Origin of the sequence: Amycolatopsis sp. NPDC051045, from assembly GCF_040682955.1 — a bacterium.
Taxonomy (GTDB): Bacteria; Actinomycetota; Actinomycetes; order Mycobacteriales; family Pseudonocardiaceae; genus Amycolatopsis.
The window spans coordinates 38761-60985 of record NZ_JBFBCC010000010.1; the positions used below are offsets into that span (position 1 = coordinate 38761).

Annotated in this window: 24 protein-coding genes and 1 tRNA gene; 11 read left to right on the top strand and 14 right to left on the bottom strand. The window is 70.4% G+C overall.

The window, feature by feature from the left end; translation table 11 throughout:
* Position 1 precedes the first annotated feature (1 nt).
* Positions 2-922, top strand: coding sequence for a DMT family transporter (locus AB0M80_RS23825; protein WP_364568693.1), 921 nt, complete (start codon positions 2-4; stop codon positions 920-922).
* Here the strand turns inward: AB0M80_RS23825 and AB0M80_RS23830 are convergent.
* Positions 865-2988, bottom strand: coding sequence for an EAL domain-containing protein (locus AB0M80_RS23830; RefSeq protein ID WP_364568696.1), 2124 nt, complete (start codon positions 2986-2988; stop codon positions 865-867). The two genes, AB0M80_RS23825 and AB0M80_RS23830, sit on opposite strands and share 58 nt — an antisense overlap.
* Before the next feature lie 13 nt (positions 2989-3001).
* Positions 3002-3742, bottom strand: coding sequence for an SAM-dependent methyltransferase (locus tag AB0M80_RS23835; RefSeq protein ID WP_364569417.1), 741 nt, complete (start codon positions 3740-3742; stop codon positions 3002-3004).
* 288 nt (positions 3743-4030) lie between these two features.
* Between AB0M80_RS23835 and AB0M80_RS23840 the strand changes: the two genes are divergently transcribed.
* From AB0M80_RS23840 to AB0M80_RS23850, 3 genes are all read left to right on the top strand, one after another.
* Entirely contained in the window at positions 4031-5329 is a 1299-nt protein-coding gene (locus AB0M80_RS23840) for a cytochrome P450 (protein ID WP_364568699.1), read from the top strand.
* Between the two features lie 55 nt (positions 5330-5384).
* Entirely contained in the window at positions 5385-6335 is a 951-nt protein-coding gene (locus tag AB0M80_RS23845; protein WP_364568702.1) for an alpha/beta hydrolase, read from the top strand.
* 146 nt (positions 6336-6481) lie between these two features.
* Entirely contained in the window at positions 6482-7474 is a 993-nt protein-coding gene (locus tag AB0M80_RS23850) for a LuxR C-terminal-related transcriptional regulator (RefSeq protein WP_364568704.1), read from the top strand.
* A gap of 9 nt (positions 7475-7483) precedes the next feature.
* On the opposite strand, the gene AB0M80_RS23855 is transcribed toward AB0M80_RS23850, so the two are convergent.
* Complete coding sequence (locus AB0M80_RS23855) at positions 7484-7969, bottom strand: M15 family metallopeptidase (protein ID WP_364568707.1); 486 nt, start codon at positions 7967-7969, stop codon at positions 7484-7486.
* Positions 7970-8056: 87 nt separating this feature from the next.
* On the opposite strand from AB0M80_RS23855, the gene vanR-Sc reads away from it, so the two are divergent.
* Complete coding sequence (gene vanR-Sc, locus AB0M80_RS23860; RefSeq protein ID WP_364568710.1) at positions 8057-8734, top strand: VanSc-type vancomycin resistance response regulator transcription factor VanR; 678 nt, start codon at positions 8057-8059, stop codon at positions 8732-8734.
* 10 nt (positions 8735-8744) lie between these two features.
* Positions 8745-9824 carry a HAMP domain-containing sensor histidine kinase gene (locus AB0M80_RS23865; RefSeq protein WP_364568713.1) on the top strand — a complete coding sequence of 360 codons (1080 nt, stop codon included), beginning with the start codon at positions 8745-8747 and terminating at the stop codon, positions 9822-9824.
* On the opposite strand, the gene AB0M80_RS23870 is transcribed toward AB0M80_RS23865, so the two are convergent.
* The 9 genes from AB0M80_RS23870 to AB0M80_RS23910 all read right to left on the bottom strand — a co-directional run bounded on the left by AB0M80_RS23870 (position 9778) and on the right by AB0M80_RS23910 (position 17757).
* On the bottom strand, positions 9778-10827 hold the full coding sequence (locus AB0M80_RS23870; RefSeq protein WP_364569420.1) for a UDP-N-acetylglucosamine--N-acetylmuramyl-(pentapeptide) pyrophosphoryl-undecaprenol N-acetylglucosamine transferase: 1050 nt from the start codon (positions 10825-10827) through the stop codon (positions 9778-9780). The genes AB0M80_RS23865 and AB0M80_RS23870 overlap by 47 nt on opposite strands.
* Positions 10828-10876: 49 nt before the next feature.
* Complete coding sequence (vanX, locus tag AB0M80_RS23875) at positions 10877-11485, bottom strand: D-Ala-D-Ala dipeptidase VanX (RefSeq protein ID WP_364568716.1); 609 nt, start codon at positions 11483-11485, stop codon at positions 10877-10879.
* A complete protein-coding gene (gene vanA / locus AB0M80_RS23880; protein WP_364568719.1) occupies positions 11482-12516 on the bottom strand; it encodes a D-alanine--(R)-lactate ligase in 1035 nt (344 codons plus the stop codon). The genes vanX and vanA overlap by 4 nt, the downstream gene beginning before the upstream one ends.
* Positions 12509-13513 (bottom strand): D-isomer specific 2-hydroxyacid dehydrogenase family protein, encoded by a 1005-nt coding sequence (locus tag AB0M80_RS23885; RefSeq protein ID WP_364568722.1) that lies wholly within the window; start codon positions 13511-13513, stop codon positions 12509-12511. The genes vanA and AB0M80_RS23885 overlap by 8 nt, the downstream gene beginning before the upstream one ends.
* 263 nt (positions 13514-13776) lie before the next feature.
* Positions 13777-13849 (bottom strand) — tRNA-Ala (locus AB0M80_RS23890).
* A 54-nt stretch (positions 13850-13903) separates the two neighbouring features.
* Positions 13904-14746, bottom strand: a complete 843-nt coding sequence (gene glpR / locus AB0M80_RS23895; RefSeq protein ID WP_364568725.1) for a gephyrin-like molybdotransferase receptor GlpR — start codon at positions 14744-14746, stop codon at positions 13904-13906.
* Positions 14747-14909: 163 nt separating this feature from the next.
* Positions 14910-15578, bottom strand: a complete 669-nt coding sequence (locus AB0M80_RS23900) for a GNAT family protein (protein WP_364568728.1) — start codon at positions 15576-15578, stop codon at positions 14910-14912.
* A complete protein-coding gene (gene glp / locus AB0M80_RS23905; RefSeq protein WP_364568731.1) occupies positions 15578-16855 on the bottom strand; it encodes a gephyrin-like molybdotransferase Glp in 1278 nt (425 codons plus the stop codon). Before glp ends, AB0M80_RS23900 begins: the two co-directional genes overlap by 1 nt.
* Positions 16852-17757: a UTP--glucose-1-phosphate uridylyltransferase gene (locus tag AB0M80_RS23910; protein WP_364568734.1), complete on the bottom strand. Its 906-nt coding sequence runs from the start codon at positions 17755-17757 to the stop codon at positions 16852-16854. The genes glp and AB0M80_RS23910 overlap by 4 nt, the downstream gene beginning before the upstream one ends.
* Before the next feature lie 24 nt (positions 17758-17781).
* Between AB0M80_RS23910 and AB0M80_RS23915 the strand changes: the two genes are divergently transcribed.
* The 4 genes from AB0M80_RS23915 (at position 17782) to mscL (ending at position 20016) form a co-directional block, all read left to right on the top strand.
* The gene (locus tag AB0M80_RS23915; protein ID WP_364568736.1) at positions 17782-18372 is read left to right on the top strand and encodes a 5-formyltetrahydrofolate cyclo-ligase; all 591 of its coding nucleotides are present in this window, start codon (positions 17782-17784) and stop codon (positions 18370-18372) included.
* Positions 18373-18458: 86 nt separating this feature from the next.
* Complete coding sequence (locus AB0M80_RS23920) at positions 18459-18776, top strand: FmdB family zinc ribbon protein (protein ID WP_364568739.1); 318 nt, start codon at positions 18459-18461, stop codon at positions 18774-18776.
* Positions 18777-18906: 130 nt separating this feature from the next.
* A complete protein-coding gene (locus AB0M80_RS23925; protein WP_364568742.1) occupies positions 18907-19545 on the top strand; it encodes an SAF domain-containing protein in 639 nt (212 codons plus the stop codon).
* Between the two features lie 57 nt (positions 19546-19602).
* A complete protein-coding gene (mscL, locus tag AB0M80_RS23930) occupies positions 19603-20016 on the top strand; it encodes a large-conductance mechanosensitive channel protein MscL (RefSeq protein WP_364568744.1) in 414 nt (137 codons plus the stop codon).
* 5 nt (positions 20017-20021) lie between these two features.
* Here the strand turns inward: mscL and AB0M80_RS23935 are convergent, their stop codons facing one another.
* Entirely contained in the window at positions 20022-20192 is a 171-nt protein-coding gene (locus tag AB0M80_RS23935; protein ID WP_364568747.1) for a hypothetical protein, read from the bottom strand.
* Between the two features lie 149 nt (positions 20193-20341).
* The gene (locus AB0M80_RS23940) at positions 20342-20842 is read right to left on the bottom strand and encodes a molybdenum cofactor biosynthesis protein B (protein ID WP_013230045.1); all 501 of its coding nucleotides are present in this window, start codon (positions 20840-20842) and stop codon (positions 20342-20344) included.
* A 123-nt stretch (positions 20843-20965) separates the two neighbouring features.
* Here AB0M80_RS23940 and AB0M80_RS23945 point away from each other — a divergent pair, with 123 nt between their 5' ends.
* Positions 20966-22027 carry an NAD-dependent epimerase/dehydratase family protein gene (locus AB0M80_RS23945; protein WP_364568750.1) on the top strand — a complete coding sequence of 354 codons (1062 nt, stop codon included), beginning with the start codon at positions 20966-20968 and terminating at the stop codon, positions 22025-22027.
* Positions 22028-22225: the final 198 nt, after the last annotated feature.

A 22225-nucleotide genomic window follows, 5' to 3' on the forward strand; every position in this document is an offset into this window, starting at 1 on the left:
CATGAACGGTGGACGGGGCGCCCTGGCGCGCATGGTGGTTCTGGCCCTGCTGTGGGGGTCGGGCTTCCTGTGGATCAAACTGGCCCTGACCGGGCTGAGCCCCGTCCACCTCACCCTCGTCCGCTGCGCCCTCGGTGCGCTGACGCTGCTCGGCCTGGCGTTCGCGGCCCGGCAGCGGCTCCCGCGGGGCCGCGCGACCTGGGCCCGGCTGATCGTCGCCGCGTTCTTCTGCAACGCGCTGCCGTTCGCTCTGTTCAGCTTCGGGGAACGCACGGTCGACTCCGGGGTCGCCGGTGTCATGAACGCGACCACCCCGCTGTGGTCGCTCCTGATCGGCGTCGCACTCGGCACGGAACGGCGGCTCAACCCCGCGCGGCTGCTCGGGCTGGTCCTCGGCTTCGCCGGGATCCTGGTGATCTTCGCGCCGTGGCAGCAGTCAGGACTGCTGAGCGCGGGCGCACTGGCCCTGCTCGGCGCCGGCCTCAGCTACGCGATCGCGTTCGCTTACATGGCAAGGAAACTGCCCCCGGACGGCGCTCCGCTTGCACTCTCGGCCGCGCAGCTGATGACCGCCACCGCGCTGACCGCCCTCGCGCTGCCGGTCGCGTCCACGGCGCCGCACCTGACGCTCACCGCCGTCGTCGCGGTGGCGATCCTCGGCGTCTTCGGGACCGGGATCACGTTCTACCTCAACTACCGGCTGCTCACCGACGAAGGCCCGACCGCCGCCGCGACCGTCGGCTACCTGCTGCCCGTGGTGTCGGTCGCGCTCGGCGCGCTGTTCCTCGGCGAACCGCTGACCCCGCGGGTCGTCGGCGGCATGGCGGTCGTGCTGGTCGCGGTCGGCCTGACCCGGTGGCAGCCTCAGGTGCCGGCGAACTGCGCGGCGAGCTCGGCCGGCGGCCTGGCGACCCCGAAGTAGTCGCCCGTCGCCAGCTCGGCACCGGCCGTGCGCCACCAGTTCGCCTGGTCCTCGGTGTGGATCCCGTCGACGACGAGCCTCGCACCGACCTCCCGGACCAGCGGCACCAGGGCACCGAGGAACGTCGAGTCCGACCACGCCTGCCACTCCGCGAGCCGGCGGTCGACCCGCACGATGTCCACCGGCAGGTCCTCGATCGCCCGCAGGTCGTCGGGCCCCAGCCCGAACTCGTCGAGCATGACGTGGACGCCGAGGTCGGCCAGCGCGGTGACGTTCTCCATGACGCCGGACACCGGGAGCGCCCCGGCCGGGACGCCGAGCATCAGCTGTTCGGGCGGCAGGCCGGTGTCTCGCAGCAGCCGCGTCACGCGCGTGCCGAGCGCGTCGTCCGCCACCTGGTGCCCGGTCAGGCCGGCGACCATCGGGAGGCCGAAGCCCGCGCGCTGCCGCCACCATTCGCCCTGCCGGCCCGCCGCGCGCAGCAGCCAGTCCCCGAGCGGCAGCATGAGCCCGGTCGACTCGGCGAGTTCGACGCAGCACTCGTGCGAAAGCGCCGTGTCGTCCGGCCGGTCCCAGTGCAGGCGGGCCTCGACACCGGCGACTTCGCCGTCCGCCAGCCGCGCCACCGGCCGGTACCGCACGCCGATCTCGCCGTGTTCCCAGGCCCCGGCCATGCCGACGGCCCGCGCCTGCGTCTGCCGGTCGTGGGCGTCGGCCTCCCGGTCGAACATCTGCCACTGGCCGCGCCGCCGTTCCTTGGCGCGCCGCAGCGTCTGGTCCGCCTGACGCAGCAGTTCCAGCGGTTCGATGCCCTTCGCCGGCCGGTGCACCACCCCGGCGCTGGCCGAGAGCGCGAGCCCGTGCCCGTCGACGAAGAACGGCTCGGCGAGCTCGTCGTTGATCGCGCGCACGATGGTGCCGATGTCGGGCGTCGACGCCGTGTTCTCGACCAGGATGCCGAACTCGTCGCTGTGGAAGCGCGCGATCATGGCGTTCTCGCGGGCCATCACCACCTTCAGCCGCTGCGCGAAGTGCACCAGCAGCTGCTCGCCGACCCGGCGGCCGAGGCTGTTGCAGACCATGCCGAAGGCGTCGAGGTCGACGTGCAGCAGCGTGACGCCGTACACCGGGTCGGCGCGCCGCAGGGCCGTCTCCAGGTGGGTGCCGAAGTACTGGCGGTTCGGCAGCCCGGTGAGCACGTCGTGCAGGGCCTGGCGGCTCAGCTCGCTCTGCAGCAGCATCAGCTCGGTGCCGTCCTCGATCACGACGACGAAGTGGGCGGGCCGGTCTTCGGCGTCGCGCAGCAGCGACGCGGTGAGCGAGATGCGGACGACGTCGCCGTCCTTGCGCAGCAGCCGCTGTGACTGCCGGATCCGCTCCTTGCCGCCGTCCAGCAGCGCCGTCATCGCGGCACGGAGGCCTTCGACGGATCCGGGGTCGACGACGTCGTACAGCACCGAGCCGGACAGCTCGCCGGACGGGTGCCCGAGCATTTCGGCCAGCGCCGCGTTAGCCCGCACGATCCGGCCGTCGAGAGCGGTGACCGCGATGCCGCTCGCCGACGACGTCACCACCTCTTCGAAGCGCGCTTCGCTCTGCCGGAGGTTCCACTGGGCGTCCCGCACCGCCTTGAGCAGGGACAGGTGCATGATCTCCTGCTGGTCGAGGACACTGCGCTCGTGCGCGAGCAGGAAGCCGCAGGACAGCGCGCCCAGCGCCGCGACGACCCGCTCGGCGGCGCCGTTTACAGCCTGGAGTTCGGGCAGCGCGGGCAGGCCCTTCCCGAGAACGTCGAGCGTGCACCGCAGCCCGGGCTCGCCGACGTAGCCGAGCGCGACCAGCCGCGCGCCGATCCGCTCGGCCGCGGTCGTGTCCGGGGACAGGCAGGACAGGGACTCGCAGAGCGTGTCGAGCAAACCGCGGAGCTCCACGTCGAGCTCCTCCCGGCTCAGCGACACGACGGTCACCCCGCTGAGCAGGTAGGCCCATTTCCGGGCGAGCACGGTCCGCCCGCGATCCGCGTCGGGTGCGGCGGGCCGGTCCGGCTGGGCGTCGATCATCGGCATTCGGGGGTCCGCATCAGTTCTTGCGGCCGATTCCGGCGTAAACGAGCATGTTCATGGCGGCATCGGCGATGTCCGCCGGCCCCGACGGGCGCCATTCGCCGCAGCCGACCAAACCGGGATCGATCATTTCGAAGCCGGCGAAAAGGGCGGACACCTCGGCGTGCGTCCGCAGAGTCACCTGATCGGGGCTCCGGCTTTCCTTGATCACATCGGTCGCTTCTTCCAGCTTTTCGCCCTGGTGGTCACCGGTGACGTGGGTGAGCGCCAGGAAACTGCCGGGCGCCAGCGCCGCACGATAACGCCCGACGAGCTCGAGCGGCGCCGAGTCGTCCGGGATCCAGTGCAGCATCAGCAGCATCAGCAGGCCCACCGGCTCGTCGAGGTCGAGCAACCCGCGCACCTGCGGCGAATCGAGGATCTCCTCCGGATCCCGCATGTCGGCGTGCACGACGGCCGCGCGGTCGTTGCCCGCGAGCATCAGTTCGCTGTGGGCGACCGCCACCGGATCGCGATCGACGTACACCACCCGGCAGTCCGGGTCCTGGGCCTGCGCGACCTCGTGGACGTTCGCCACCGTCGGGATGCCGGAGCCGATGTCGAGGAACTGCCGGATGCCCTGGCCGGCCAGGTACCGCACCGCCCGCCCGAGAAACGCGCGATTCACGCGCGCGGAGTCGCGCAGACCGGGCATCACGCGTTCGATCTCCGCACCGACCGCGCGATCGACGGCGAAGTTGTGTCCGCCGCCGAGCATGAAGTCGTAAGTGCGAGCAATGCTCGGCACGGAAATATCGACACCCGGCGGAATCCATTCCGGTGATCGTGTCACGAGGAACACCTTCTCAGTGAGGCTTGTTCAGCCGACGACCGCCACTTGACTCTGTCGGACCGGAAAGAGCTTAGCGATTCCCCGTGGTTCGGCTACTGGGCCATCAGCGTGAGCCCGTACCACCCGATCGGGCACTGTCCCGTTCGCCCGGACGCGCCTACTGTGGGCCGTCTCCTTGCGAAATCCACACAATGGCGCAAACGAGGAGTCCGCATGAGCGTTCCGGTCGCACCGGGCCGGTGGCCTTTTCTCGGGCACACACCGGCCCTGCTGCGGCAACGCTGCGCATTCACCGACACATTGCCCGGGCACGGCGAGATCGTGAAACTCTATCTCGGCCCGGCACCCGTCTACTTCGTCGCGAGTCCGCGATTGGTGCACGAAGTGCTGGTCACGGAGGGTCCGAAGTTCCGCAAGGGCGCCATGTTCGACAAGTTCCGGCCGTTCGTCGGCAATGGCTTGGTGCTTTCGAACGGAGACTTCCACCTGCGGCAGCGGCGGCTCATGCAGCCGGCGTTCCACCGCGACCGCCTGGCCGCCTACGCGGGGATCATGCAACGCGCGGCGGCGGATCTGAGCGGCACGTGGCGAGCCGGTGAAGTGCGGAAGATCGACGAGGACATGCAAGGGCTCGCGGTGACGATCGTCGGCGACGCCCTGTTTTCCACCGAGCTGGGAAAAGAAGCGATCGCCGAAGCCCGCCGGTCGATTTACGTGATCATCCAGCAGGGAATGATTCGCGCGTTGTCGCCGAAGTTCGTCGAAAAGCTCCCGGTGCCCGGGAACCGGAGGTTCGACGAGGCCATCGCCCGGATGCAGGCGATCGTCATCGAGGTGATCCGCGACTGGCGGCGCGAAAGCACCGACCGCGGTGACCTGCTTTCGACGTTGCTGCTGGCCGGCATGACCGACGAGCAGGCCAGGGACGAGGTGCTCACCCTGCTCACCGCCGGCATCGAGACGACCGCGCTGGCGCTGGCCTGGACGTTCCACGAGCTCGGCCGGAACCCCGAGATCGAGGCGCGGGTGCACGCGGAAGTCGACGAGGTGCTGGACGGCCGTCCGGTCACGGTCGACGACCTCGCCCGGCTGACCTACGTCCGCCAGGTGGTCGACGAGGTGCTGCGGCAGTACCCGCTCTGGATGCTGATGCGCCGGACCCTCACCGAGGTCGACCTCGGTGGCGTGCGGTTGCCGGAAGGCGCCGAGGTGATCGTCAGCCCGCACGCGCTCCACCACGATCCCGCGTCGTTCGGCGACCCAAACCGGTTCGATCCCGGCCGCTGGGCGCCGGAGCGGGCCGCCGCGGTGCCGAAGGGCGCGTTCGTCCCGTTCGGGGCGGGCACCCGGCAGTGCATCGGAAACCGCTTCGCCCAGAACGAAATCGTCATCACGGTGGCCACGGTGGCCGCGCGGTGGCGGCTGGTCCCCGTGCCGGGCCGGCCGGTGCGCGTGAAGTTCACCTCCGCCGCCTACCCCGACAGCCTGCCGATGACGGCAGTCCCCCGTTAGCTGGAGGTCCTTCTCCGTGTCACGTCTTCGTCTTTGTGCTGCCGTTTTTCTGTTAATGGCAGCGCTCTTCACGCCCGCTCCGGCCGCCGCGGCCACGACTTGCGAGGACCTGGCCGTCCCGGTCACGGTGGCCCTGCTCCCGCAGACGGTGCACGGCCGCCTGTGCGCCCCGCCCGGGGCGTCGAAGGTCGTGGTCCTGATCCCCGGCGGCACGTACAACGCGTCCTATTGGGACATCGGCTACACACCGGAGATCCGCTCGTTCCGCCTGGCGATGAACCAGGCCGGCGTCGCGACGCTGGCCCTGGACCGCCTCGGCACGGGCGGGAGTTCGAAGCCGCTGAGCACGTTGCTGAGCGCGTCCGCCCAAGCGGTGGCGGCCCACCAGGTGATCCAGGCGATCCGCCCCCGCTTCGCGAAGGTGGTCGTCGGCGGCCACTCGATCGGCGCGGCCATGGCGATGATCGAGGCGGGCCGCTACCGCGACGTCGACGGCGTGCTGGTCACGGGCATGACGCACCGGATGAACCTGGTGACGGTGATCCCGGTGCTGGCCAACATGATCCCGGCCCCGCTGGACCCGGCCCTGTCCGCCCGCGGCCTCGACGCGGGGTACCTGACCACGGGTGCGGGAACCCGCTACACGGCCTTCCACACCCCGGGTCCGCTCGACGCGGGCGCGATCGCGTACGACGAGTCCACAAAGGACGTGTTCGCGGCCACGGAAGCGGTCGACAGCCTGACGCTGACGACGGTGATCACCCCGGCGTCCCAGCAGATCACGGCCCCGGTGCTGCTGGTGGTGGGCAACGACCCCCACTTCTGCGGCACGCTGGGCAGCGACTGCTCGTCCCCGGAAGCGTTGCGCGCGTCGGAAACCCCGTTCTTCGGAACGCCGTCATTGCGAACGTACATCCTCAACGGCTACGGCCACGCCATCAACTACGCCCCGAACGCCCCGACGTACTTCTCCGTCGTGAGCAACTGGCTGAAAACGATGTCGTGACAGGACTCTAGTGGGTCTCCATGGCCGCCCCCTCGCCTCGTCGCGGCGCTTCCCGCACGTCAACGGTGGCAGCCGGGGCCGGGTGGCTCCATCGCTCGTGGAGCGAGCCGGCCGAGGCCGCCAGGGCGTCGGAGGATGATGGGAGGATGCCTTCAGACGAGTCAGGGAAGCCCTCCCGGCTTCGGGTCGACGCCGAGACGACGCTGATCCTCCGGGAGGCCTTCCACAAGATCGACGCGAACTACCGCAACGACCACTACGGCCTCTACGACTACGCCCGCGCGGTGATGAGCAAGATCGTGCCGCTGGACCACTTCTACATCGGTTTCTTCCACGGCGCCAACCGGGTCCGCTACCCCTACGGCTACGACAGCGGTATGTACTCCGATCCGGCTTCGCACATCTACGGTCCGCACGGCCAGGCCGCCTGGCTCTTGAAGCACCGCCAGACCTATCGGATGCAGTACGACAACGGTGCCGCGCTCAACGCCGGAGTCGCGTCCGGGGACACCAGCCGGGCGTCCGCCGACGCGGTCACCGCCCCGCTGTTCCGCCGCGACCGCACCGGCGAGCCGACGGTGTTCGGCATCATGTCGATGCAGAGCTACCGGCCGGACACGTTCGACGACAACTCCGTGCGGGCCTTCGAGTGGCTGGCCGACCTGGTCGCCCGCGTGCTGACGAAGGAGGCCGAAGACCTCGACGCACTCCGCCGGCTGCCGGCCGGCGTCGGCGACTCACCGCAGCTGGTGACGGCCGATCACATCGTCGAATTCCTTTCCTCGCGCGTGGCGGACGTACGGCAGCGGGCCCAGCACGCACTGGCCACACCCGATCCGGACTCGATGCGCGAAGTCCTGCAGCGGATCGTCACCGACTGCCAGCAGCTCCAGTCCGATCTCGTGGAACTCACCCTCAACATCGACAACGGCCCGGAGGAACGGTTCAGGTCCCTCACCGCCGCCGAACAGGGCATCGCGGTCCTCCTCGGCAGCGACCTGCCGAACGATCAGATCGCGCGCGAGCTGGACATCAGCCTGCACACGGTGAAGACCCACGTCCGCAACATCCTGGCGAAGTACCGGATGAGCGGGCGGGCCGCGGTGGCCGACGACGTCAGAAAGCACCTGGCGCGGTGACCGGCCCGGTCACCGCCGCATCCTCGGATCTTGCGACGGATCGTCGTACATCGGCGGGCACCCGTGTTCGACGGCTTCGGGACGAAGCTCGTAGTGCCAGGGTTCGTTGCGGTAGATCCGGCAAAGCCCGTACCGGGCGCCGTGCTCGGAAAGCCACGCCCGCGCCTCGGCGGGCCCGACGTCGACCGCCTGCCCCCGCACGTGAGCGGACGTCTCCGGCGTGGTCACCCACCGGGCCGCTTCCCGTTCGGAGCCGTACTTCGCCACCGCCTCGCGGCGCAGTCGTTCCTGGTACGCCCAGGAACGCCAGCCACCGTTGACGACGAACTCGACGCCGTCGGCCGCGGCGTCCGTCGCGGCCCGGCGCAGGGCGACGAGCAGCTCGGGATCGAGGTTGGCCACGGCCGGAGCTCCGTCGAAGACCGACAGGCCGTGCGGGACGGCGCCGTGTTCCTTGCCGAGGACGCGCCGGGACGTGCTGTGGCTGGAGGTCATACCGGCAGTCAAGGCAGCGCGGTGTTGCCGGCACGTACGTCGTTTCCGATATGCAGCCGATATGCACCAGCTCGTAGCATCGGAACGGTGCGTGTCTTGATCGTCGAGGACGAGCCCTACCTGGCCGACGCCATCCGCGATGGCCTGCGGCTGGAAGCGATCGCGGCGGACACCGCCGGCGACGGCGACACCGCGCTGGCACTGCTGAGCGTCAACACCTACGACATCGCCGTCCTCGACCGCGACATCCCCGGCCCGTCCGGCGACGAGATCGCCCGGCGCATCGTCGCCTCCGGCAGCGGCATGCCGATCCTCATGCTCACCGCGGCCGACCGGCTCGACGACAAGGCCACCGGGTTCGGGCTCGGCGCCGACGACTACCTCACCAAGCCGTTCGAACTCCGGGAGCTCGTGCTCCGGCTCCGGGCCCTGGACCGCAGGCGCGCCCACAACCGGCCACCCGTGCACGAGATCGCCGGCCTGCGGCTGGATCCGTTCCGCCGCGAGGTCTACCGCGACGGCCGGTACGTGGCGCTGACGAGGAAGCAGTTCGCCGTGCTCGAAGTCCTCGTCGCGGCCGAAGGCGGGGTGATCAGCGCCGAAGAGCTGCTGGAGCGGGCCTGGGACGAGAACGCGGATCCGTTCACCAACGCCGTGCGCATCACGGTTTCGGTGCTGCGCAAGCGCCTCGGCGAACCCGGGATCATCGCGACCGTGCCCGGCGTCGGCTACCGCATCGACACCGGGGGCGAGGACCGTGGATAGGGAACCCGGGTTGAGCGCCCGCCTCAAACTCACCCTCAGCTACGCCGGCTTCGTCACGCTCGCGGGCACCTTGCTGCTGGTGGCCGTGCTGGCCTTCTACCTGTACTTCCTGCCCAACGGCTGGCTCACCACCGACGGCAACTTCTGGATCAACCGCCGGGTCCTGGTCCGCGCCTTCGCTCCGTTCATGGCCGTCGTGCTGGTCTTCCTGGTCGTCTTCGGGCTCCTGGGCGGCTGGGTGCTGGCCGGCCGGATGCTCGCCCCGCTGACGCACATCACCGACGCCACCCGCATCGCCGCGAACGGCTCGCTCTCCCACCGCATCCGGCTGCCGGGCCGCACCGACGAGTTCCGCGAACTCGCCGACGCGTTCGACACCATGCTCGCGCGGCTCGAAGCGCACGTCGCCGAGCAGCGGAGGTTCGCCGCCAACGCCTCGCACGAACTGCGCACGCCGCTCGCGATCACGCAGAGCCTGCTCGACGTCGCCCGCAACGACCCGGAGCGCGCCACCGGCGAACTCGACGAACGCCTGCGCGTCGTCAACGCCCGCGCGATCGAACTCACCGAAGCCCTGCTGCTGCTCAGCCGCGCCGAACAACGGTCCTTCAGCCGGGACCACGTCGACCTGTCCCTGATCGCGGAAGAAGCCGCCGAAGCGCTCCTGCCTCTCGCCGAGAAGCAGGGTGTGATCCTCGAGACGTCCGGCGACGCCGCCCCCACCACCGGCTCCCCCGCGCTCCTGCTGCAGCTGACGACGAACCTCGTGCACAACGCGATCGTCCACAACCTCGCCGATCGGGGCACGGTGTGGGTCACGACCGGCGTTCAGCCCGGGACCGTGGTGCTCACCGTCGAAAACACCGGCGAAATCCTCGCTCAGCCCTTGGTTTCCACGCTTGCCGAACCGTTTCAGCGCGGCACCGAGCGCATCCGCACCCACCACGCGGGTGTCGGTCTCGGCCTGGCCATCGTCAAAAGCATCACCCACGCCCACGACGGAACCCTCACCCTCACGCCCCGGCCCGCCGGCGGCCTCCGCGTCACCGTCCGGCTGCCCGCCACCTCCGTCCTTCGGCGACCGCGTTGAGCACGTGCCGGGCCAGGACGACGTCCGCGTCAGGTGCGCCGGCCGCCGACGCACGAGCCGACATCGCCGCGATCCGCCCGGGGTCGGTGAGCACCGGGAGCAGGGCGGTCCCGACCCAGGCCGGGTCGAGGCCGGCGTCGTCGACGAGCAGTGCCCCGCCGGCCGCGACGACCGGCTCGGCGTTCAGCCGCTGCTCACCGCCGCGCAGCGGCAGCGGCACGTACGCGGCCGGCAGGCCGACAGCGGCCAGTTCGGCGCACGTCATCGCCCCCGAGCGGCAGATCGCGAAGTCGGCCGCGGCGTAGGCGTACTGCATCTCGTCGACGTAGGGCACGACGACGTAGGGCAGGTCGCCGTCCGGGACCTCGACCGCGTGCTGCGGCCCGGTGATGTGCAGCACCTGCACACCGGCCGCCCGCAACGCCGCGGCCGCGCCGGACACCGCGGCGTTGATCGTCCGGGCGCCCTGCGAACCGCCGGTGACCATCAGGACCGGCGCGTCGGGGCGCAGGCCGAACTGCTCCCGGGCGGCGTCGCGCAGCGCGGCCCGGTCGAGCCCGGTGATGGCCGGCCGCAGCGGGATTCCGATGGCGGTGGCGTGCGCCAGCCGGACACCCGGTGCGGCGGTGAACACGCGGGTCGTCATCCGGGCCGCCACGCGGTTGGCCACGCCGGGCCGGGCGTTCGCCTCGTGGACGACGATCGGCAGGCCCCGCCGGCGGGCGGCGAGGTACGCGGGCATGGCGACGTACCCGCCGAAGCCCACCACGACCTCGGCCCGCACGCGGTCGAGCACGGCCCCGGCCGCCAGCACCGACTCGCGCAGCCTGCCCGGCGTCCGCAGCAGAGCGCCACCCGGCTTGCGCGGCAGCGGCACCGGCGGGATGAGTTCGAGCGGGTAGCCGCGGGCCGGGACGAGCGTGGTGTCCAGGCCGTGGACGGTGCCGAGGGCGGTGATCTCGGCGGTGGGGTCCAGCCGGCGCAGCGCGTCGGCGAGGTTCATCGCGGGCTCGATGTGCCCCGCCGAATGGCCACCGGCGACCACCACGCGGCTACGCGATGGGGAAGTCAAAGTAGGTGTCCGGGTAGGGCTCGTCCGTCAGGCTGTAGTGCCACCACTCGCGGTCGTACGAGTCGAAACCGCAGTCCTCCATGACGGACCGGAGGTGGCGGCGGTTCGCGGCATCGACCGGCGAGATACCCCGTGCGCCGTGGTGCGAGATGGGATCCATCAGATCGTGGCCGCCACCCATCGAAGCGAGTTCACCGGTGGCCAGGTCGTAGAGGGTCAGGTCGACGGCGCTGCCCCGGCTGTGGCCCGAGTTGGCCGCGACGTAGCCCTTGGCGAACATCGCGGCCCGGTCGATGTTCGGGTAGTGCCACAACTTCGTCCGGCCGTCCTCCGGCTGGTCCACCCAGCGCAGGAAGCAGTCCACGGCGCGCTGGGGGCGGTAACCGTCCCAAAGGAGCAAGCCGAACCCGAGGGCCGCGGCCTTCTCTTGGACCTCCGCCAGGGCGGCGCACAGGGTCTTCGTGCCGACGATCCGGTTGACGACGTACCCGTCCACCGGCTTGCCGGTGAAGTTGTCCCAGGTGGCGTATTTGGCGTCCCAGCGGATGCCCGGCACCACTTCGTCCACGAAGGCGAAGTCGTCGTTCATCGGGCGTTTCCGGTCAGCGCCAAGGAAACGATCCGGTCGATCAGTTCGCCGAGCGGCACCCCGGCGGCGGCCATCATCCTCGGGTAGCGGCTGTACGAGGTCAGTCCGGGCAAGGTGTTGACCTCGTTGAGGACCACTGTTCCGTCCTCCTTGAGGAACATGTCCACCCGGGCCAGCCCCCGGCACCCCAGGGCGCGGTAGATGGCCTTCGCCGTCTCCTGCACGCGCCCGCGTGAGTCGGCCGAAATGTCGGCGGGAACGATCGGCGTCGAGTTCTCGGAACCGCTTTCCGGTTCGTCTTCCTGGTGGATCCGGAAGAACCCGTGCGAAAGAGCGATCCGGTCCACCTCGCCGGCGAACAGCTCCGGATCGTTCCCCAGGACGGCGCACCCGACCTCACTGCCGGCGACGGCCTGTTCGATCAGCACCTTCGAGTCGTACTGCGCAGCCGTTTCGATGGCAGCCGGCAGTTCTTCTCGGCGGGACACCTTGCTGACCCCGAAGGACGAACCCGAGCGAGCCGGTTTCACGAAGACGGGATAGCTGAACCGGTCGGGATCGACATCCTCGTTCGCCCTGACGGTCCAGAACTCCGGCGTGGCGATGCCCGCGCTCCCGGCGACGACGTAAGCGAGGGATTTGTCCATGCACAGGGCAGAACTTTGGACGTCACAGCCTGCGTAGGGGATGCCGGAGAGCTCCAGCAAGCCCTGCATCGCCCCGTCTTCGCCGAGCTTGCCGTGCAGCACGGGCAGCACCAGGTCCAGGGCGATCGTTTCGTACTTCCCGTCCTCCAGGACCAGCAAGCCGGGAATGCCCCTGTCCGGCGACAGAACGACCGGGCGGCCGGTTTCCCAGTTCCCGTCGGGGCCGTCACAGAGCTTCCAGGCACCGCTCCTCGTGATCCCGACCCAGTACGGTTCGTACTTCCCGGCATCGAGGTGGTTTTCTATTTCTCGCGCGGATTTCACGGAGACGGGGTGCTCTTCGGAACATCCCCCGAAGACGATCCCGATCTTGATCCTAGGCATACCGCTCCCCGCTCTGGAATTTCAGGCAATTGACGATGGAGTTTTCGACGGTGTCCCGCAGCGCGCGGTCCGTGTAGTAGGCGGTGTGCGGACTGATGAGCACATTCGGAAGTTTCTGCAACCGCACCAAAAGTTCGCTCTCGACGGACCTGTCCCGGCAGTCGGCGTAGAAGATGCCTTCCTCGCCTTCGAGGACGTCGAGCGCGGCACCGCCCAGCCTGCCGCTTTCCAAGGCGGAGACGAGAGCATCGGTGTCGAGGAGGGGACCGCGTCCGGTATTGACGACGAAGGCTCCGCGCTTCATCCGCTCGATCCGCCGACCATCCAAGAGATGATGCGTGCCCGCGTCGAGCGGCGTATGGAGCGTGACGATGTCGCTCACCTGAAGCAGTTCGTCAAGAGAGACGTAGTCGACATCAGCATGGGGACGACTGTCGTAGGCCACCACGCGAGAGCCGAAGCCGCGCAGCCTGCCGACGACGGCGGCGCCGATGCGTCCCGTACCGATCACACCGACGGTCAGGTCGCGCAGCTCTTTCCCGCGCACATCGTTCAGCCGATAGTCGTGCTCACTCACGCGAAGGAGGACGGACTGGGCATCTCGGACCATCATCAACATCAGCATCAGCGCGTAGTCGGCAACACTGTCCGGCGAATAGGCGACATTTCCAACAGAAATGCCAACACTTTCCGCGTATTCGACATCGATGTGGTCGTATCCGACGCTCCGAGTGGAGACATACCTTACACCACCCCGGCTGAGCGCAAGAAGAGCGGAGCGGCCGACCGGAGTTTTGTGGCCAACACTGACGCACCGGTTGCCGACCGCCAGTTCAACATTGCCCTCGGATACCGCCGCGTCCGCAATGATCGGCGTTACCCCAAACCGAGGAGCCATCTCCCGAAAAAGAAGAGCCTCATCCTGCTCACACCCATAGACGGTGATCCCCACACTCAAGCGGCGGGCCCCTGTCAGTACTGGTTCGCTGTGGGCCATGCCCCCATTCAAGACAGAGCAGCGTTACCACCACGTATGCACTTTTCAATACACCAAGGATAAGTTACCAACCAGTAACAGACGCCGCTGCGCCGCGACGAAGGAGCGTTGTTGCAACCCAACGGAATGCTCACTCGCCAAAGCGACCCAGACGGGGGTCCGGGGGCGCGCCCCGGGCGGGGCGTGGGGGTTGCACCCCCACAAGACACTGAAGCTCCACGCAAAAAGGCCCGCGCCCTCCGCGGGCACGGGCCACCAAAGCGTGGAGCTGAGGGGAATCGAACCCCTGACCTTCTCGATGCGAACGAGACGCGCTACCAACTGCGCTACAGCCCCTTGGTTGTGCTCGTAGAGCTTAGCAGTGCCCTACGAGCACCTCGCGCAGGGGGGTCACTCCCCGACCGCGCGTCGGTAGGGGCCAGTCCCGGGCTCGTCGAGCTCTTCGAACGCCGGGTCCTCGTCGTCGAGGTCGACGACGACCGCGCTGCGGCGGACGCGGGAGGTCGGGGACGGGCGGCGCTCGACCACCTCGCGGCGGGCCGTCTCGACGACGTCGACGTCCTCGGCCTCCGCGTGGTCCTCGTCCTCGATCGAAGCCGGAGGAGGAGCCGGAACGGAAGGCGAGGCCGACGGGCGGCGAGGTGCACGGGTGCTGTTGAAGCGGGCGAGCCGGCGCTGCCGGATCTCTTCCTCGATGCGCACCTGGCGACGCAGGTACACGAGGTACCCGACGAGCACGACGTCGATCACACCGTGACCCCACCAGGCCATCGGAAAGACGAAGCCGGCGACACCGGCGGTGATCACCGCGATCACGAGCAGGATGACGACGACGCGCTGCCGGAAGCCGTACTTCGCGCGGGCCGCCATCTCGGCGGCTTCGGGGTCGAAGCCGCCTCGGCCGGGCCGGTAGCCGGGCCGGTCGCGTTCGGCCCGGCGGTCGCGGGCCGGCTGGGGCAGCGGCTCCGGGTCGGGTTCCGGTTCGTCCTCGTCGTCGAGTTCGAGCTCGGCCTCCAGCTCGGCGAGGTCGTCCTCCACCGAAGGCCGGGTCTTCCCGGGATCGTCGGACATGGCGAATTCCTCCCGGTCCTCGTTGCGTCCACTGCGCACGACCCTGGCCGCGAGCGCCGAGTCGGCCGTTCTCGCGACCTGCTGCCGCCGTCGCGCGACCATGGGCACGAGTACGACGAGCCATGCCGCGGCGAGCGCGACGATGATCACGGAGCTGGGCATCTCCCGTCACCTCCCCCGATCCTTCCACCAGAAATCACGTTAGTCACAGGAGTAACAGATCGGGCGGAGACTCGCCGGGTTCGATCACGGAAAAGCCTCACCGGATTAGGTGAAACTCACAGCATGTGGTAACGCAGCTACTGACCCGGGTGGGTAATCACGTTCAGGCGTACTGGGCGCGGCCCGCGGCGACGAGGCGCGAGACCAGGCCGGACCCGGTCTCCTCGCGCGTGACGGCGTAGCAGTAGTGGTCCCGCCAGGCGCCCGCGACGTCGAGGTATCGCTCGAACAACCCCTCCCGCCGGTAGCCCGCCTTGGCGAGAACCCGCAGGCTGGCGGCATTTTCCGGTCGCACGGTCGCCTCGAGCCGGTGCAGCCCGGCCGGGCCGAAGGCGTGGTCGGTGACGAGCGCGACGGCGGCCGTCGCCACCCCGCCGCGGACCACCTCGGACGACACCCAGTAGCCGATCCAGGCCGACCGCAGCGACGCGCGGATGACGTTACCCACAGTGATCTGCCCCGCGAGGCGACCGTCCAGGGTGATCGTGAACGGCAGACACTGACCACGCCGAGCGAGCGACCGCAACGCCGCCCACTGCGACGGCCACGACCAGAAGGCGTTGCGTTCCGGCCACGGGCCGACGCCGGTGGGCTCCCACATTTCGAGGTGCGCGCGGTCCCGGAGCCGGATCCGGCTCCACTCGCCGGCGTCGCGCAGCCGGACCGGCCGGATCGCGATCTCGCCCGCGGGCACCCGCAGCGGGCCGAGCCGAGCCGGCCAGCCCGGGTGCCGGCTTTCGACCGGATAGGACACGCCCGACACGGCGTTCATCAGGCCCGTTGCGCCAGGAAGGTGACCTGGACCTGCTCGCCCGCGGCCACCTCGGTCAGTTCTTCCGGCACGTTGATCAGGCAGTTCGCTTCGGCCAGCGACGCGAGCAGGTGCGCCCCGGACTGGCCGAGCGGATGGACCAGGTACTCGCCGTTGGCCTCGTCACGCAGCAGCTGGCCGCGGAGGAAGCCGCGCCTGCCCTCGGTCGAGGTGATCGGCGACAGCAGCCGCGCGCCGACGATCCGCCGGTGCGGGTTGCGGGTCCCGCGCGCCGCCCGGATCAGCGGCCGCACCAGCACCTCGAACACCACCAGTGCGCTCATCGGGTTGCCCGGGATGAGGAACGTCGGCACCGAGTCGGGGCCGAGCCTGCCGAACCCCTGCACCGAGCCGGGGTGCATCGCCACCCGCGTCATGTCGATCCGGCCGAGGTCGGACAGCGCGGCGTGGACCTCGTCGCCGGTGGCGCCCCCGGCGCCGCCCGCGACCACGACGATCTCCGACATCAGCAGCCGGCCCTCGACGACCTCTCGCAGCCGTTTCGGCTCGCTCGGCACGATGCCGACCCGGCTGACCTCGGCGCCCGCGTCCCGGGCGGCGGCGGCCAGCGCGTAGGAGTTGACGTCGTAGACCTGCCCGACCGACGGCGTCCGGTCGACGTCGACGAGCTCGTCGCCGACGGACACGATCGACACCCGCGGCCGCGGGTAGACGAGGACCTTCGCCCGGCCGACCGCGGCCAGCAGGCCGACCTGCGCCGAGCCGATCGTGTCGCCGCGGCGTACCGCGACGTCCCCGATCTGGACGTCCTCGCCCGCCCGCCGCACGTACCCCGCCGACGGCACCGAGCGGTGCACCGTGACCTTGGCCTGGTGCCCGTCGGTGTAGGCGAGCGGCACGACCGCGTCGGCCAGCGTCGGCAGCGGCGCGCCGGTGTCGACCCGCACGGCCTGGCCGGGCTGGAGCCGCCGCGGCTGGCGCGACCCCGCCGCGATCTCCCCGACGACCGGCAGCTGCACCGGCTCCTGCCCGGCGGCGCGGACGTCGACGCTGCGCACCGCGTACCCGTCGATCGCGGCCTGGTCGAACCCGGGCAGCGCGTGCTCGGCGACCACCTCCTCGGCGCAGAGCAGCCCCTGGGCCTCGGAGATCGCCACGCGCACCGGCTGCGGCCGGACGGCGGCGTCCAAGGTCAGCGAGATCTGCGCGTCGACCGAGCGCAGCTCGGCCTCGTCCCCGGCCACTTCGGGCCGCGCCGCGTCGAGGGATTCCGTCATGGGCGCTCTGTCCCGATCCGTTCCGTCAGCCACGCCCGTAAAGATGGACCGTACTCGGGCGTTTCAAGCGCGAAATCGACCGCGGCGCGCAGGAAACCACCCGGATTCCCCAGGTCGTGACGTCCGCCGCGGTGGACGACGACGTGCACCGGGTGCCCCTCGGTGATCAGCAACGCGACCGCGTCGGTCAGCTGCAGCTCGCCACCGCTGCCCGGGGTGATCCGCTTGAGCGCGTCGAAGATCGCCCGGTCGAGCAGGTACCGCCCGGCCGCGGCGTAGGTCGACGGCGCGTCCTCCGGCTTCGGCTTCTCGACCATCCCGTGCACGCGCTTGACGTCTTCGTCGTCGGTGTCGGTGACGTCGAAGACGCCGTACGGGGAGATCTCGGCCTTGGGGATGTCGAACGCGCAGAGCACGCTGCCGCCGTACTGGGCGCGGACCGCGCTCATCCGCTCGAGCACGCCGGTGGGCAGCACCAGGTCGTCGGGGAGCAGCACGGCGACGGCCTCGTCGTCGGGGTTCAGGTTCGGCTCGGCCTGCGCGACGGCGTGGCCGAGGCCGAGCGCCTGCTCCTGGATCGCGGTTTCCACCGCGAGCAGCGCGGGACCGCGGCGGACCTTCTCGAGCAGCTCGGTCTTGCCCTTGGCCTCGAGGGTCTCCTCCAGCTCGGGCTGGGCCTCGAAGTACTTGACGACGGCTTCCTTGCCCGGCGAGGTCACGATGACCAGGCGCTGCGCGCCGGCGGCGGCGGCCTCGGCCGCGACCAGCTCGATCCCCGGGGTGTCCACCACCGGCAGGAGTTCCTTGGGCACGGCCTTCGTCGCCGGGAGGAACCGTGTTCCGAGGCCGGCGGCAGGCACGATGGCGGTTCTGAACGTCTGGGTGGTTGCGGCGCCCGTCATGGGCGCAGAGCCTAACGTGAGGTCATGCACGCGCTGGGCAATGAGCACCTGAGCAAGGCGGAGTGGCGTGACCGGGTTGCGCGCGCTCGGGCGGAGCAGGCAGCCGAATCCCACGCCCGGGAGGCTTCGGCGCTGGTCAGTGCGGTGTCGAAGGTCACAGCCCGGACCGTCTGCGCGTACCTGCCGTTCGGCACCGAACCGGGCACGACGGCGTTCGTCGACGCGCTGGTGGCGGGCGGGGCGCGGGTCCTGCTGCCGGTCATCCGGCCGGTGCCGGGTCCGCTCGACTGGGCCGAGTACACGGGCGAGGCCGACCTGGTGCCCAGCCGGTTCCGCGGCATCCGCGAGCCGGGCGGGAAACGCCTGGGTACCGACGCCGTGGGGGCGGCGGAGCTGGTGCTGGTGCCCGCGCTGGCCGTGGACCGCCGGGGCGTCCGGCTCGGGCGCGGTGCCGGCCACTACGATCGATCGCTGGTCTTCGCCGCGGCCGGCGCCACCCTGCTGGCCGTCGTCCGGGACGAAGAGCTGGTCGAACGGCTGCCCGGCGAGCCGCACGACGTGCGCATGACCGGGGCCTTGACGCCGGGTCGAGGCGTGGTCGAGCTGCCGGTGTGAGCAACCAGGAATTGCTTTCGAGGAATGTTTTACCGCACAATCGGGTTAGCACTCTGGTCGGATGAGTGCCAGCAAAGGAGCCGTCAGTGCCTACGTACCAGTACGCCTGCAAAGAATGCGACCACCGGTTCGAAGCCGTGCAGTCGTTCTCGGACCCCAGCCTGACCGTCTGCCCGCAGTGCTCGGGGGTGCTGCGCAAGGTGTTCAGCTCGGTCGGCGTCGTCTTCAAGGGCAGCGGGTTCTACCGCACCGACTCGCGTGAGTCGAGCAAGGCGAGCGCCGTGTCCCCGCCGGCGAAGACCGAGAGCAAGACGGAGACCAAGACGGAATCGAAGCCGAAGTCGGACACGAGCTCGGCATCCTCCTCCTCGGGTACGACGAAGACGGCCGCCGCGGCCTCCTGAGCCCGGAGTTGTCCACAGCACCCCGGTTGTCCACAGATGCCGGACGCGGCCCTTCCGGCGGCCCGTCCGGCTTCCCTAACGTCGATCTCGTGCCGCACACCGCTGCACCCGATCCGGCCGAGGGGGCCCCGTGGATGTCCTGTCGAAGCTTCGCCCACCTGATCTCACCCGGCTGCAGAGCCGGCGGACGCGGCTGATCCGCCGCTGGCTCGCCGTCGGCTTGCTGATGGTCGGCGTGCTCCTGCTCGTCTACCCCGGTTCCGCGCGAGGCGCTCCGACCGTCCTCGCGGCCCACGACCTTCCTTCCGGCGCGACGCTGCGCGCCGCCGACGTCCGGCTGGCCGACCTTCCCGGCGGAGCGCGGCCCGAGGGCGTGCTGAGCTCTCTCGACGCCGTCGACGGGCGGCTGCTGGCGGGTGCCGTCCGCGCCGGCGAGCCGTTGACCGACGTCCGGCTGGCCACGCCTGTCCTCGTCTCGGGTGATCCCGGAGTGGCGACCGTACCGGTCCGGCTGGCCGACGCGGCTGTGGCCGAATTGCTACAGCCCGGGCAACGCGTCGACGTCGTCGCGGCACCTGAGCCGGAAGCACCCGCGTCCGTGTTGGCCAGTGGCGCGACGGTGGTGACGATCGGACATCCGGACCCGGCGCAGCAGACGATCAGCCGCCCCGGCAAGGGGCCGCTCGTGCTGCTCCGGCTCCCGGAAGCGATCGCGACGAGGGTGGCGGCGATTTCACTGGAGCGTCCGGTAACGGTTACTCTCCGCTAGCCTGCGCCTGCCGAGACGGGCGAGGGCGTCCCCGTCCCGGTTCGTGAGGAGAACAAGGTGCTCAAAGGTTTCAAGGACTTCCTGATGCGCGGCAACGTCGTCGACCTCGCCGTGGCGGTGGTCATCGGCTCGGCGTTCACGGCGATCGTCACGGCGTTCACCAACGGCCTCATCAAGCCGCTGATCAGCACCATCGGCGGCACGAACGCCGCTCAGGGCCTCGGGTACCAGATCTTCGACAACAACAAAGCCACGTTCCTGGACTTCGGTGGCGTGATCAACGCGGCGATCAACTTCGCGCTGGTCGCGGCGGTGGTCTATTTCGTGATCGTGATGCCGGTCAAGAAGCTGCAGGAGCGCCGCAAGCGGGGCCAGGAGCCGGGCCCGTCGGAGCCGACCGACGTGGAGCTGCTCATCGAGATCCGCGACCTGCTGCGCGCCCAGACCCAGCGCGGCAACGACCGCGACTGACGCGGTCAGCGGTCGTGGTGCGGTGGCCGGTTCTCCCGGTACCAGTCGTCCGGGAGGCCGGTGCGCCGCCCGGGGTCGCGCTCGTCGGAGGTCGTCTCGGGCAGGACGTCCCCGAAGATCTCGTCCACCCGGCGGCGCTGCTCGCTGGTCTGGGGTTTCCGCTGTTCGCCCGGCATACCCCCAGTGTCCCACGATGCGTTCTTTGACAACTTCAGAGCGAACCTCAACGGCGGCAGCGGGCCCGCCATCTCGTCTCCCAAGGGCTCGAGCACACCTCAGGCCGGGGGTGACGGCATTCCGTCACCCCCGGCCCGGCGTCGGAAGGTCAGACCTCTTCGAGGCCCGAAAGCTCGTCGATCACGTGCGGCACGAGGGAGGTCAGCGTCGCCATCCCGTCCCGGACCGCGGAGCGCGAGCCGGCGAGGTTGACCACGAGCGTGCTGCCCGACACCCCGGCCAGCCCCCGGGAGATCCCGGCGTCGACCGCGCCGGCGGCCAGGCCGGACGCGCGGATCGCCTCGCTGATGCCCGGGATCGGGCGGTCGAGCACACCGGCGGTCGCGTCGGGGGTGCGGTCACGCGGCAGCACACCGGTGCCGCCGACGGTGATCACCAGGTCGGCGCCGCCGATCACGGCGGTGTTGAGCGCGTTGCGGATACCCGCGGTCTCGGCCTCGACGACCACGACACCGTCGACGATGAAGCCCGCTTCCTCGAGCAGTTCCGTGACCAGCGGGCCAGTGGTGTCCTCGTGCTCGCCGTGCGCCACGCGATCGTCCACGATGACCACGAGGGCTCGGCCCAGCCGTTGTGCACTCCGTTCCATGGCGCCCACCGTAGCCGGTTTCGGTGCCCCGGCGCCGGGAGGTGCCGGGTGAGTTCTGACGTTTCCGTGACATACCTGCGCGCGGCCGGGCACGCCGGTCCACGGCCCCCTAGCGTGGCCGGTGTGCGCGTACTGGTCACCGGCGGAGCCGGGTTCATCGGATCCCACATCGCCGATCTGCTGGCGGACGGCGGTGACGAGGTCGTCGTGCTCGACAACCTCCTCCCCACGGCCCACGGCTCCCGCACCCCACCGGCGTACACCGGCCGGCACCGGTTCCTGCGCGGCGACGTCACCGACGCCGAGATCGTCGCCGAACTGCTGGACGGCGTCGACGCGGTGTGCCACCAGGCGGCGGTGGTCGGGCACGGCATCGACCCGTCGGACGCGCCGTCGTACGCCCTGCACAACGACTACGGCACAGCGGTCGTGCTGGCGGGGATGCACGCGGCCGGGGTGCGGAAGCTGGTCCTGGCGTCGTCGATGGTCGTCTACGGCGAAGGCCGGTACGCGTGCCCGGACCACGGCGTGGTCCCGCCGTCGCCGCGCCGCGCGTCCGATGTGGACGCCGGCCGGTTCGAGCCGCGGTGCCCCACCTGCGGCGCCGAGCTGAGCTGGCGGCTCGTGCCCGAAGACGCGCCGCTGAACCCCCGCAGCACCTACGCGGCGACGAAGCTGGCGCAGGAACACCTGGCGGGCGCGTGGGCCCGGCAGACGGGCGGCAGCGTGTGGGCGATGCGCTACCACAACGTCTACGGCCCCCGGATGCCGCAAAACACCCCGTACGCCGGGGTGGCGTCGCTGTTCCGCTCGGCCCTGGTGCGCGGCGAGGCCCCACGGGTCCTGGAGGACGGCCGCCAGCAGCGCGACTTCGTCCACGTCCACGACGTCGCCAGGGCGAACGTCCTGGCTCTTCGGACGCCCGGCCCGGAGGGCGACATCACCCCGCTCAACGTCTGCTCCGGCACCCCGCACACGGTGGGCGAGCTGGCGGAGGAGCTGGCCAGGGCGTGCGACGGTCCAGCTCCGCAGACGGTCGGCGGCGCCCGGCCGGCCGACGTCCGGCACGTCGTAGCCGACCCCGCCCGCGCCCGGAAGCTACTCGGCTTCACCGCCGAGGTCGGGTTCGCGAAAGGCATCACGGACTTCGCCACGGCGGAGCTGCGAGAACCGGTTTCACCCTGACCGCCGGCCTCGCCAAGGCAACAGGGCAACCCGGCCCTCGCCTCCCTCGCCTCCCTCGGCATCGGAGGTGAGCGGTCGTGCGTCGCGGGAGTCTTCGCTTGCGCTCCGGGCGTCCCTTTGTCGCGCTGGCGACCAGCACCCAGTGCGCCGGTCTCTGCGCGGCTGGCCCGCTGCTCCGGCGCCCGCGCAATGCCGGCG